General features: G+C 55.4%; 12 protein-coding genes and 1 riboswitch. Of the genes, 10 read left to right on the forward strand and 2 right to left on the reverse strand.

Annotated elements, in window-relative coordinates:
- Positions 1-5 precede the first annotated feature (5 nt).
- Entirely contained in the window at positions 6-1,283 is a 1,278-nt protein-coding gene (obgE, locus tag ACI7RC_RS09785; RefSeq protein WP_408108059.1) for a GTPase ObgE, read from the forward strand.
- 87 nt (positions 1,284-1,370) lie between these two features.
- Positions 1,371-1,484, forward strand: a riboswitch (SAM riboswitch).
- Positions 1,485-1,548: 64 nt separating this feature from the next.
- On the opposite strand, the gene ACI7RC_RS09790 is transcribed toward obgE, so the two are convergent.
- Positions 1,549-1,710 carry a hypothetical protein gene (locus tag ACI7RC_RS09790; RefSeq protein ID WP_408108177.1) on the reverse strand — a complete coding sequence of 54 codons (162 nt, stop codon included), beginning with the start codon at positions 1,708-1,710 and terminating at the stop codon, positions 1,549-1,551.
- A 175-nt stretch (positions 1,711-1,885) separates the two neighbouring features.
- Between ACI7RC_RS09790 and ACI7RC_RS09795 the strand changes: the two genes are divergently transcribed.
- The 7 genes from ACI7RC_RS09795 (at position 1,886) to ACI7RC_RS09825 (ending at position 8,750) form a co-directional block, all read left to right on the forward strand.
- Positions 1,886-2,332 carry an ACT domain-containing protein gene (locus tag ACI7RC_RS09795; RefSeq protein ID WP_019120135.1) on the forward strand — a complete coding sequence of 149 codons (447 nt, stop codon included), beginning with the start codon at positions 1,886-1,888 and terminating at the stop codon, positions 2,330-2,332.
- Between the two features lie 25 nt (positions 2,333-2,357).
- Complete coding sequence (locus ACI7RC_RS09800; protein ID WP_408108060.1) at positions 2,358-3,662, forward strand: homoserine dehydrogenase; 1,305 nt, start codon at positions 2,358-2,360, stop codon at positions 3,660-3,662.
- On the forward strand, positions 3,659-4,741 hold the full coding sequence (thrC, locus tag ACI7RC_RS09805; RefSeq protein WP_408108061.1) for a threonine synthase: 1,083 nt from the start codon (positions 3,659-3,661) through the stop codon (positions 4,739-4,741). Before ACI7RC_RS09800 ends, thrC begins: the two co-directional genes overlap by 4 nt.
- A 5-nt stretch (positions 4,742-4,746) precedes the next feature.
- Complete coding sequence (gene thrB, locus ACI7RC_RS09810) at positions 4,747-5,682, forward strand: homoserine kinase (protein ID WP_408108062.1); 936 nt, start codon at positions 4,747-4,749, stop codon at positions 5,680-5,682.
- Positions 5,683-5,701: 19 nt separating this feature from the next.
- Positions 5,702-6,577 (forward strand): prephenate dehydratase, encoded by an 876-nt coding sequence (gene pheA, locus ACI7RC_RS09815; RefSeq protein WP_408108063.1) that lies wholly within the window; start codon positions 5,702-5,704, stop codon positions 6,575-6,577.
- Between the two features lie 197 nt (positions 6,578-6,774).
- Positions 6,775-7,713, forward strand: coding sequence for a SafA/ExsA family spore coat assembly protein (safA, locus tag ACI7RC_RS09820; RefSeq protein ID WP_408108064.1), 939 nt, complete (start codon positions 6,775-6,777; stop codon positions 7,711-7,713).
- An 11-nt stretch (positions 7,714-7,724) separates the two neighbouring features.
- Entirely contained in the window at positions 7,725-8,750 is a 1,026-nt protein-coding gene (locus tag ACI7RC_RS09825) for a phosphotransferase (protein ID WP_408108065.1), read from the forward strand.
- A gap of 67 nt (positions 8,751-8,817) precedes the next feature.
- Here the strand turns inward: ACI7RC_RS09825 and ACI7RC_RS09830 are convergent, their stop codons facing one another.
- Positions 8,818-11,076 carry a bifunctional 2',3'-cyclic-nucleotide 2'-phosphodiesterase/3'-nucleotidase gene (locus tag ACI7RC_RS09830; protein WP_408108066.1) on the reverse strand — a complete coding sequence of 753 codons (2,259 nt, stop codon included), beginning with the start codon at positions 11,074-11,076 and terminating at the stop codon, positions 8,818-8,820.
- 318 nt (positions 11,077-11,394) lie between these two features.
- Here ACI7RC_RS09830 and ACI7RC_RS09835 point away from each other — a divergent pair, with 318 nt between their 5' ends.
- Positions 11,395-11,964 carry a 50S ribosomal protein L25 gene (locus tag ACI7RC_RS09835; protein WP_408108067.1) on the forward strand — a complete coding sequence of 190 codons (570 nt, stop codon included), beginning with the start codon at positions 11,395-11,397 and terminating at the stop codon, positions 11,962-11,964.
- 81 nt (positions 11,965-12,045) lie between these two features.
- Positions 12,046-12,609 (forward strand): BofC C-terminal domain-containing protein, encoded by a 564-nt coding sequence (locus tag ACI7RC_RS09840; protein WP_408108068.1) that lies wholly within the window; start codon positions 12,046-12,048, stop codon positions 12,607-12,609.
- Positions 12,610-12,635 lie beyond the last annotated feature (26 nt).

Consider the following 12,635-nt stretch of genomic DNA (forward strand, 5'->3'; position numbering starts at 1 on the left):
AACGAATGTTTGTCGATCAGGTAAAAATATATGTAAAAGGCGGCGACGGCGGCAATGGCGCCGTTTCCTTCCGACGTGAAAAATACGTCCCATTGGGCGGACCGGCAGGCGGCGACGGCGGCCGCGGCGGCAACGTCGTATTCGTCGTCGATGAGGGGCTGCGCACGCTCATCGATTTCCGCTATCAGCGCCATTTCAAGGCCGCGCGCGGTGAAAACGGGCGCAACAAGTCACAGCACGGCGCAGGGGCGGAAGACCTTGTGGTACGGGTGCCGCAGGGCACGGTGGTCAGCGATGCGGATACAGGTGAAGTGATTGCCGATTTGACCGAACACGGGCAGCGCGCCGTCATCGCCAAAGGCGGCCGGGGCGGCCGCGGCAATATTCGCTTCGCCACCTCAGTCAATCCTGCTCCAGAGATTGCCGAGAACGGCGAACCGGGGCAAGAGCGCAACGTGGTCCTGGAATTAAAGCTGCTTGCCGATGTCGGCTTGGTAGGCTATCCCAGCGTAGGCAAATCGACACTGCTGGCCAGCGTAACCGCCGCCCGCCCGAAAATCGGGGCCTACCACTTTACTACGATCACGCCCAACCTTGGGGTGGTTGACCTCGGAGAACAGAGCTTCGTGCTTGCCGACCTTCCCGGCTTGATCGAAGGGGCTCACGAGGGCGTGGGTCTCGGCCATCAGTTCCTGCGCCACGTCGAGCGTACAAGGCTGATCATCCACGTACTTGACATGGCCGGTTCGGAAGGACGGGACCCGTATGAGGACTACGTGCGCATCAACGAGGAGTTGAAGCGGTACAATGCCCGCCTAGAGGATCGTCCGCAGATCATCGCGGCCAACAAGATGGATTTGCCCGATGCCGAGGAACACTTGGCGCGCTTTAGGGAAAAGGTACCCGATGCCCGGATTTACACGATCTCGGCCGCAACCCGGCAGGGCGTGAACGAACTGATGCGGGCGGCAGCCAACCTGCTCGCCGAGCTTCCGGACAAGCCGGTGCTGGAAGAGGTTGCCGAAGTGGAAGAGCGGGTTATTTTCAAAGCGGAGCCGGAGCAGGCCCAGTTCGAGATTTTCAAGGAGAACGAGGTCTTTGTCGTCAGCGGGGAGAAAATCGAAAGGCTGGCCAAGATGACCAATCTCAACAGCTACGATTCGATTCAGCGGTTCGCCCGGTTGATGCGGTCGATGGGCGTCGATCAGGCGCTGCGTGAGCGCGGAGCCCAAGACGGCGATACGGTTCGCATCGGCGATTTTGAATTCGACTTTGTCGAGTAAGATGCTTTGGCATCTGAAGTGATTGACAAACGGAGAAAATCCAGGTAAGATAGGTTCAATTTCAAGAGAATGACAATTTCATACGACTTCTTATCAAGAGAGGCGGAGGGACTGGCCCGATGATGCCCGGCAACCGATCGGATGCGAAAGCGAACGATACGGTGCCAATTCCTGCAAAGCGACGGCTTTGAGAGATGAGAGGATTTGACTTACGAGATGTAACCAAGCCTTCTTCGTCTGCCGAAGAAGGCTTTTTTGTATCCGTTCAGCCTCCGCGCTCGTTGCCTTCCGTGACGCGGGATGAAGCTGACATGCGCCTGCCCCGGATATCGCCGCCAAACTGATCGAGATCGCTCGGTTTGGCTGGGGGTTGGTTATTGCGGCGCTCCGATTTATCGTACTTGCCTCGTCCGCCCATCTGATTCACCTCGCTTTCTCGTACTGGCTTTTAGTCTGTGCAGAACCTGTCGCAGTCATGTAGGGGCGGAAAAAAGCGGGCAGCGCCCGTTTTCACATGTTTTCTCAATTTGGGGTTGTCACCGGGAGAGGAGTTGGTTATAATGTCCTCTATAGAAAAACAAATGTATTCACATGGAGGACAAATGAGTAAACGGGAAGAAAAGTTTTATTTGATCCGTGCGGACATCCTGCCCGAATCCATCGCAAAGACGATTGAAGTGAAGAAGCTTTTGGATTCAGGTGAAGCGGATACGGTAAACGAGGCGGTTGAGCGCGTCGGCCTCAGCCGCAGCGCCTTTTACAAATACAAGGATGGCATTTTTCCGTTTAACGCCTTGATGAGCGAACAGATCATGACGATTCACTTAACGTTGGATGATCGCTCAGGCGTCCTGTCCAAAGTGCTTCAATGTGTTGCAGAAAACGGGGGGAGCATTTTGACGATCAATCAGACGATCCCCCTGCAGGGAATCGCCAGTGTATCCATGTCGGTCGACATGGCAAAGCTGAAGGTTCCCAGTACCGAGTTTTTAGAAAACTTGCATCGTTTGGACGGTGTCCGCAAAGCGGCGATCATCGGCCGCGGCTGATGGGATGAGGATAGGAGGAAAAGGGATGGAAAAACAAACAGTCAACGTGGGATTATTGGGTCTTGGTACGGTAGGAACCGGTGTAGTTCGCATCATTCAAGGCCATCAGGAAGATCTGCAGAAGCAGACAGGACTCGGGATTAACATACACAAGATCCTCGTTCAGGACAAGGATAAGCCTCGCTCGATCGATACGGTGTCAGAATGGATCACGACGGATGCAAATGAGCTTTTGTCCGATCCGCTGATCGACGTAATCGTAGAAGTAATCGGCGGCATTTCGCCCGCGAAGGAATACATTCTGCAGGCGCTCGAACACGGCAAGCACGTGGTTACCGCCAACAAGGATTTGATGGCGCTGCACGGCGCAGAAATCCTGCAAAAGGCTCAAGAGAGAGGCTGCGACGTCTTTTACGAAGCCAGCGTTGCCGGCGGAATTCCGATTCTGCGGGCATTGGTAGAGGGCTTCTCCTCTGATCGGATCACCAAAATGATGGGGATCGTCAATGGTACGACGAACTACATTTTGACGAAGATGACCCAGGAAGGCGCTGACTACGCCGAGGTGTTGAAGGAAGCACAGGAGCTCGGCTACGCGGAAGCGGACCCTACCTCTGACGTAGAAGGGCTGGATGCCGCCCGCAAGATGGCAATCCTCTCAACCCTTGGATTCAGGGCTTCGGTCGACTTGGCGGAAGTAGACGCCAAAGGGATCAGCAGCGTGACCAAGGAAGACATCGCCTACGGAAAGAAACTGGGTTATGTCGTCAAACTGCTGGGGCTTGCCCGTCGTGACGACGATGAAATCGAAGTGAGCGTTCAGCCGACGATGATTCCCAAGGAGCATCCGTTGGCATCGGTCAACGGCGTATTCAACGCGGTCTACGTGCACGGTGAAGCAGTAGGCGAGACGATGTTCTACGGGCCTGGTGCAGGTGAACTTCCCACTGCGACGGCGGTCGTCTCCGATCTGGTGACGGTGGTGAAAAACAAGAAGTTAGGAGTGAACGGACGCGGTATGGTAGCTCCCTACAAAGAGAAAAAACTAAAAACCGACGATAAAAAACTTTCCAAATATTTCCTGCGCCTGATCGTTGCCGACGAACGCGGGGTGCTTGCCCAAATTACCAAAATACTGGCTGACGCGGACATCAGCCTCGAACAAGTTCTGCAGCAGCCGTACAACGGCGGAAAGCAGGCGGAGATCATCATGGTGACACATGTTGCAGCCAAGAGCTCGCTTGACCAGGTAATCGGCACGTTCAGCGACCTGTCGGTGATCAAAGAAGTAAAAAGCTGCTACCGCGTAGAGGGAGGAAGCGTAGAATGAGCCAGTTCAATTCCAGCGTACCACGTCAATCAGGCATCATCAGCCGTTACCGGGAGTTTTTGCCGGTAACGGACCAGACCCCGGAGCTAACCCTGCATGAAGGCAGCACTCCGTTGATCTACGCTCCCAATCTGTCCAAAGAGTGGGGCGTGCAGCTCCATTTTAAATACGAAGGTTTGAATCCGACCGGTTCTTTCAAGGACCGCGGCATGGTGATGGCGGTTGCGAAAGCGATTGAAGAGGGCAGCACGACGATCATGTGCGCTTCGACCGGCAACACCTCCGCCGCTGCCGCCGCTTATGCGGCACGTGCCGGCCTGCGCTGCATCGTGTTGATACCAAGCGGCAACATCGCTCTTGGCAAGCTTGCCCAGGCGATCGCGTACGGAGCAGAAGTCATCGCCATCGACGGCAACTTTGACGAAGCCCTGAACATCGTCAGGGAGATTACAGAGCGCGAGCCGATCACGCTGGTCAACTCGGTCAATCCGTACCGGATCGAAGGGCAGAAGACGTCCTCCTTCGAAATCTGCGATGCGCTTGGACAGGCGCCGGATATCCTGGCGATTCCGGTGGGCAACGCCGGCAACATCACCGCTTATTGGAAAGGGTTTAAGGAGTATAAAGAGGCAGGCCGCATCGAAGCGCTGCCCCGAATGTTCGGATTCCAGGCGGCTGGAGCCGCTCCACTGGTGCACGGCCAGCCGGTGCCCAATCCGGAGACGATCGCTACCGCCATCCGAATCGGCAATCCGGCCAGCAAAGAGGGCGCGCTCAGGGCACTGCGCGAGTCGGACGGGCAGATCGAGGCGGTTACCGACGAAGAGATCCTGGAAGCGTATAAGATGTTGGCCCGTTCGGAAGGCATCTTCTGTGAACCGGCATCTGCGGCTTCACTGGCCGGCATCATCAAGCTGCGCCGCGCCGGCAAATTGGCAGACAATTTGACCATCGCCTGCGTCCTTACCGGAAACGGGCTGAAGGATCCCAATATCGCGATGAAGACAGTGGCAGCTGAGCCGAGTGCGGTTCCGGCGACACGAGAAGCCGTTCTGGCTTTGATTCAACAAAGCAGGTGAATATGGTGAAGAACAAGGTGGTACGGGTCAAAGTACCGGCAAGTACGGCCAATCTGGGTCCGGGTTTTGACGCGATCGGGATGGCGTTTCAATTGTATACTACGCTGGAGATGCAGTTGGCGGAGCAGACGGAAATTCATCTGGTCGGAAATGAACTGACGGCTTTACCCGCGGACAAAAGCAACTTATTATATATAGTAGCGGCAGACCTGTTTGAGCAAGCAGGTCTCAGCGTACCTGAACTGCATATCACTGTAAGCACAGAGGTGCCGTTGACGCGCGGATTGGGAAGCAGTGCAGCGGCGATCGTCGCCGCATTGACGGCTGCCAACGCGCTTGCCGGTGAACCTTTCAGCCGCGAGCAGCTGTTCGCCATGGCCAGCCGCCGGGAGGGGCATCCCGACAATGTCGGCGCGTCCCTGTTTGGCGGCATCGTAGTGGCTGCGATGCCGGAGCAAGCAGACGCGGACGTGCCATATGTCCGGCTGGCTGTGCCCGAGGGGTTGGAGACGCTGGTCGTCATACCGGACTTTTGGCTCTCCACGGAAAAGGCCCGCTCGGCTCTGCCGGACAAATACGAGCGCCAGGACGCGGTCTACGCCGTCGGACACAGCAGCTTGCTGGTGGCGGCGCTGGCACAGGGCCGACTGGATTTGCTGGCGGAGGCGATGCGCGATCGCCTGCATCAGCCGTACCGGTCGGCGTTGGTCCCGGGTCTCGCGGAGATGCTCGCTGACGCTGCCAAACATGGAGCACTCGGGGCAGCGCTCAGCGGGGCTGGGCCGACGATCCTGTTTTTCTTCTCAGGGGAATCCGCTCGCGAATCGCTGCTCCGGTTTGTCGCCCGGACGATGGCCGCCAACGGCATCTCTTACCGGACCATGGTGCTTGCACCCGATCAGTCAGGTACAGAGATAGAGGTGCTGGATCTGTCAAGATAGCACCGGTTAGGAGAGAACCATGGCTAAGCAGATAGCAATATTAGGGCCGCTTGGAACGTTTACGGAAGAAGCCGCCCGTTCCTTTCCCTTACAGCAGGAATACCACCTGAAGACTTTTCCCAGCATCGTAGACGTACTGGCTGCAGTCTCCAAAGACGAGGTCGAATACGGCGTCGTTCCGCTGGAAAATTCAATTGAAGGCTCTGTCACCTCGACGCTCGATTGGCTGCTTCACGAGGTAGAACTGCCGATTTTAGCCGAGTTGGCCATGCCTATTTCCCAACATTTGGTAGTTGCTCCGCGTGAGCAGCTCCTTTCGTTTGCCGAAATCAAAAAGGTCGTCTCACATCCCCAAGCGATTGCGCAGTGCCGCAATTTTTTGCAGGAGCACCTGCCGCACGCCGAAATCGAGTACATGAACAGCACGGCGACAGCGGCCCAGTACGTGAGCGCCCACCCGGACGAACCGCTGGCAGCGATCGGCCCGCGGTTGACCACAGAGATCTACCCGCTGGTGTTTGCCCGCCAAAACATCGAGGATTATCAGAACAACTTCACCCGGTTTGTGCTCGTCGGCAAACAGCCGATCGAATTGCCTCCATCGGAGCGGGAGAAGACGACCGTGCAGGTTACGCTGCCGGAGGATTTTCCGGGGGCGCTGTACCAGGTTCTCGCTGTTTTTGCCTGGCGTAAAATCAACCTCTCGCGAATCGAGTCGCGGCCGACGAAGAAGGGCCTCGGCAGCTACCATTTTGTCATCGATATCGAGCAGCGCATGGATGAGGTGCTGATGCCAGGAGCCTTTGCCGAGATCGAGGCACTGGGCTGCCAGGTGCGTCAGCTTGGCACGTACCCTGCTTATCTGCAGCAGCACACTGTCAAGGAGACTTGCTAGGCAAGCGGTAAGGGACTCCCCCTGCTGCATCATCTTTCACAGAACGCGGTTTTCCCTAAGGGGAGAACCGCTTTTTTCTGCCTTCCGCCGTTCTCCCTTTTATAAAACTTGGGCGCGGCCCGCAGGCGTCTAAGTGAGCAAATCGCCTATGGGTGCATACCATGGTAAGGACCTAGAACGAGGAAGGAGACAACGAAGTGAAAATTCACATTGCTCAAAAAGGCGATACCATGTGGAAAATCGCAAACGAGTACGGTGTCGATTTTCAGGAGCTGCTTCGCACGAACAGCCAATTGAAGAATCCCGATCGAATTTCCCCTGGTGTCAAAATAAAGCTGCCGGCAAAACAAGTCCCGCTCAAATCACGTGAAGACGCCCGCCTTGAAGAGGCGGAGGAGAAGATGCAAGAACTGCCCTCTGCAACAGCCAGTGTACGGGAGGACACGGCGGTAGAGCCGACGGTGCAAACCGTATCGTCTACGGAAAAAGTGACGAGTGCAAGCCCGGTTCCCCCCGCCGGGTGGCCAAGGTGGCCACAGTGGCCGCAAGAGCAGTATCCGGCCGCACAACCAGCCAATCCGTATCAAAACTATGCGCCGATGAGCGCCAGCCCGTATGATCATGTCATGCCGCCTGCCTATCCGCAAGGCCAGGTACCGATGTTTCCCACGCTTCCTTATCCGCAAATCATGCCGCAATACATGCAGCCAGCTGTACAAATGTATCAGGATTCTTCCATGTATTACGGCTCCCAGGGCTACTATGGGGGGCCGATGAACCAACCGGCGCTTGCACCCTACCAGATGCCTGGGCACGATCAGGGAATGGCGATGTCACCGCAGTATCCGTCAGCCATGACGGGCTCGGCGGGCGCCCCGGAATCCCACTATTTTCACAATGATGCCATGGCCAGGATCCACCCGTACGGACACATCCAGGATACGTCCTACTATCATCACGAACCGCCGAGCCGGTCCCAGTGCGGCTGCTCGAGCGGCGGCATGTCACAACCGGCGGTCCCCTCCTACATGAAAGGATCTGCTTTTCCGCCTTACTACGGGATGCCGCCTGCGCCAACTCCTGACGTGTCGCCCAATTGGAGCTACCATTACGATGAATCCTCCTCCTCTTATTAAGGGGCATTCTTATGAATAAAGCGTTTCTTCCCACTTTTGAACGGGTCTTTCGGGTTCATATATACGGGGTGAAGCAGCGCAGAAATGTTTATATGTTAAGGACGAATCGCGGCATGTGGGTAGTCAAAGGCTATAAAGATGAGGAAAAGGCGCAATGGGTGACCACTGTTGCAGAACAACTGCGGGTAAGGGGATTCACCAAGACTGTGGAGTACGTCCAAAGCGTCAGCGGGGAAACTGTCATCCCGATCGGGTCTAGTTATTATACAGTGATGAAAGCGATTGACGGAGAAGAAGCCAGCTACATGTCATTGACCGACGTCAAGAGAGCGATGGCGACCCTGGCCCGGTTCCACCTTGCAGCGCGAGGCTTTCCGCCCGCCCCGGATATGTTCCACTACAAACCGCCGCTCATCGAAAAGTGGGAGTTGCGGCTGGCCGATTTTGAGGAAATCGCCCATTCGGTCGAGCAAAAAGGGGCGCAAAACCGCTTTGAAGAGCTGGTGCTAAAAATGGCTCCTGAAGTGTTGGAAGACGGCTACCAAATTATCAAGAACGCCTTTTACCTGCCGCTGCTGCCGGAGATCCACCAGGCTGCGATGTTCGGGACGCTTGCTCATCGGGACGTCGCCAGCCACAATTTCCTGATCAAGGCCCAGGGAAGCTGCTACATGATCGATTTGGATACGGTAAGCTACGACATGCAGCTGGTTGACGTCGTCCAATTGATCAGTCGAATGATGCTGCTTCAGGGATATGAGATGAATGCCTTCTCGCAGGCGATTGAGCAATACATGATGATCTGTCCGCTGTCTGACCAACAGATTAAACTGATTCATCAACTGCTGCGATACCCTGACAACTTTTTGCGTGAAGTGACCGGCGTCTACCAGAAACGGCCGGGGTACAATCTTCGCGGCGTGATGCAGCTCCTGCAATTGGAATACAAGCTGCGAAACCAGCGGCGTCAGTTTCTGCAGGCCGAGCAGCCGTTGTTTACAGGCGGAGGGTGGGCAGGCTACCTTGGAGCGGGTTGAAACGGGTGACCAAAGGCGAAAAAAGCTGACGACGCGAAGTCATCAGCTTTTTTTGTTTCGGCTTGTGTTACCCAACTTCCACGTCAAAGGCGTCTTCCAGAACAGAGGCCGGCAGGTAGAGGCGGCTGTTCACGACTTTTGCTTCTACAGGAACATCCTTCCCGTTGATGTTGGCCTGGGAGGCGTACAGGATGTAGATGAGCTTGGCATCGCCTTTGGTCAGCGTCACTTGCCGTGTCTTGGCATCGTAATCAACAGTGATGCCGACCGAGTCCGCTGTAGCCCGCACGGGAACCAGTGCGTCTGCTTTTGGTGCCTCCTCTTTCGGGACAGTTGGAGCTGAAGCCGAAGCTTCGTCTTTTGCGGTCAGGTCGAGCGAATACTTGGCAAAGCCGTCCGACTCCTCGGCCAAAAATTTCATGCCGCCCAATTTTTCCGCGAACGGCTTCGCGTCGACAGAGGTTCGGAATGTTACGGTGACATCGCCGTTGATTGGTACGAACGACCAGTTGTTGTCTGCGGTCGGATTGATCGTCTTGTTTGAAGTGATGTAGTCGATAATGATTTGACGGGTTTCGTCCGGTGAATCGACGACGATGTTTTTGCCGTCCAGACCGGGGAAGTTTCCGCCTCCGCCCGCCCGATAGTTGTTGGTCGCAACGAGGAACTTTTGCTCCTTTGTCACCGGTTTGCCCTCGAACTGCAGGTTTTTGATCCGGTTTGCGCCGGGATTGACCAGTGTGCCCTTCAGATCGTAGCGGGACGGTTCCGTCAGATCGATTTGATACGTGACGCCGTCGATGATGTCGTAGTTGTACGTCGGGAAGTTTTCATTGACCAGCGGCTGTTCGCCCGATTTGTTCGGATCAATTTGGTTAAACTGGCCGGCCGAGCGCTCCAGCCATTCTTTCAACTGGCTGCCGTCGACGAGTACCGCTTTTGCCGTATTCGGGTAGACGTACAAGTCAGCCACGTTTTTCACCGCCAGCGTACCGGCCGGGATGTTGGTGTAGTAACTTGCGCCGTTGCGGCCGCCGGCCTTAAACGGGGCACCTGCGGAAAGGACGGGGATGCCGTCGTATTCCGTTCCCTGGATGTTCTTTTCGATGTACCATTTTTGCGCATTTGTAACGATTTGGACGGATGGATCGTCATGTACTAATGAGAAGAAGCTGTTGATCGGAGCCGTCGTCGTGCCGACAGGTCCGCGAACGTATTCAAGGGTTTTGGCATGCTCGTCTTTCACTGCGTCGACGATCTCCTGGTCGACTTCCACAAGCGGTTTCTTATTGGTTTTGTCGTAGATGGGGCGCGCTTCTGTCTGGGCGTCGACGACTTTCCACTTGCCGTCCACCTGCTGCAAGGTCAGATCGACGACGCCGAGATGATCTCCCCAGAAGCCGGGCATGACGGCAGGAATTCCGTTGATTGTCCCTTTGGCCGTATCTACGCCCGCAATGCCTTCAAAGTCTGCGCTTGGGAACAGCTTATGGGCGTGGCCGAAGAGGATCGCATCGATGCCCGGCACGCTGCTCAGATAGTAGGTTGCATTCTCGTCATTGCCTTGCGGAGTTGCCTGTTCGAATCCGGAGTGCGGGATGGCGACAATGATATCGGCGCCTTCTGCTTTCATCTTTGGCACGAACTTTTTCGCCGTTTCGACGATGTCCTTGGCGATCACTTTGCCTTCCAGGTTGGCTTTGTCCCAATTCATGATTTGCGGCGGCGTAAAGGCGATCACCCCTACCTTGAGCGTCACGTCCTTGCCGTTTTCGTCTTTAAAAGTCTTGGTCAGGATTTTGTAAGGCTCAAAGTAGTTTTTGTCGTTGTCCGGGTTGCCGTCTTTGTCGTCGTAGTAGACGTTGGCGTTGACGACGGGAAAATTGGCGCCGGACAAGCTCTGTCCCAGAAAGTCGAGGCCGTAGTTGAACTCGTGGTTACCGATTCCCCCGGCATCGTATTCAAGCAGGTTCATCGCCTTGTAGACGGGATGGGTCTCCCCTGGCTTAAGCGGATTGATTTTGGCGACGTAATCGCCCAGCGGATTCCCCTGAATCAGGTCGCCGTTGTCGAACAGCATGCTGTTCTCCACTTCCTGCCGGGCAGCGATGATCAAGGAAGCGGTCTTTGCCAGGCCAAATTCGTCTGTCGGCATGTCCTGGTAGTAGTCGTAGTTGACGATGTTCGTGTGGATGTCGGTCGTTTCCAGGAGTCTCAGCTTCAACGTCGGCCCCTGGGACTCTGCACCTGCCAGCCCCGGCAGGACAAGAGTACCGAGGAGCAGAGACACAGCCAGAAAACTGCTGGTAATCCCCTTTTTGTTCAAAATGAATCCTCCCTCTATGATCAGATGATAGTATCACAATTTGATATTAGCATATGCGATTCCTCCCGAGTAATGAATTTTCGTAAAGCTTACATAGAATGCGGAGGATTTGACGGGAAATCTATGGAATCAGGCCGAAGCCCCGGTTATCTGCGGCGCAGCCTTGAAAATCCTGAAATCTGCAGGGATTCCGCTTTTTATCCTGCCCGCCCGCAATGATAGAATAAAAGGGCGACGTGTTCGCTATTGTCGTAGTCTAAAAAGGAATCCAAGCACTTCTGCAGATGGCGGGAGGGGCTGGAGAAGGAGGAATTGGCGATGAAGACAATCACAGCGGAGAAACGAGCATTACATGGAAAGAGCGGAGCAAAAAAAATCCGCAAAGCAGGGCGTGTACCGGGAGTGCTGTACGGTCCAGGTCAAGAATCGCAGCTCTTGCAGGTCGAAGGACGGCAGCTGATGGCGATGATTCGGGCGAATGGCTCAAACCGCCCGTTCCGGTTGAAACTGGGCGCCGGCGAAGTGCCGGTCATGATAGCCGAAATGCAGCAAAAGCCGACGTTGCCTGATATCCTGCACATTGATTTCAAGCAGATCAACATGGATCAAGGGATTGCTGCCAGCGTTCCGCTGGTGATCACCGGCAAACCGGATTCGGGGCAGGCGATCCTTCACCTGCACGAGATCGATGTCACTTGTCTGCCAAGCGATATCCCGGCTGAACTGGCCATCCCGGTCGAGGGGCTTCATGTCGGCGATACTGTGACGGTTGCCGATCTGAAGGGTTTACAAAACGTGGAAGTCATGCGAGAGCCTGAGGCCGTCCTGGTCACGATTGAGGAGGCAAGGGGTGCGGCAGATGATGCCGCCGAAGAGGCCGAGGAATAAGAATTGCAGGTTTTATAGACAACGTATAACGACCCCTTTTCATGGCGAAACTGAAAGAAAAGCCGTAAAAGGGGTATTTTTATGAAGCGAATTGGGAAATTACTGATTGTTTCCGCTATGGCAATCGGGGTGTTTGGCGGCACACCCTATCTGGCAAACGTGATCAAAACATGGCAGCAGACTGACCAGCCGGCCGCCGGGCGACTTGAGGCTGAACAAATAGAGCTGGTCCTGCGCCGTTCCTACCTGTGCGGCACCAAGGATGAAGAGAAGCAGCTGTCAAACGGCAAGTCGGCAGAACAACTCCTGTCCGAACACACTGACTGGGAGGTCGTCTCGGTCGAGCCTGAGAGACTGGTCCTGCACAAGCAGGTGAACGATCTTTCCCCCGTCTGCAAAGAGAACGGCTATTTTGGCGTTTCTAGGGACGGCATGCTGGCGCTGTTTAACGGAGTACCGAGCGAAAACAAGGTTATCCAGACGTTTTACCAGATCAATACGGCACGGATGGAGGCAAGTCTGCCGAAGGAAGAGATCGCACACCTCAAAAGCGGCATCAGGGTGCGGGATCTGGCGGAATACAACAGCATTTTATCTACATACAGCGAATTTCAGCTCCGCAAAGAGGAAAAGAAAAGCCAGTAGCTCAGTGCTTGCCGACGCGCTTTTGG

Origin of the sequence: Brevibacillus sp. B_LB10_24, assembly GCF_046036945.1 — a bacterium.
Taxonomy (GTDB): domain Bacteria; phylum Bacillota; class Bacilli; order Brevibacillales; family Brevibacillaceae; genus Brevibacillus_C.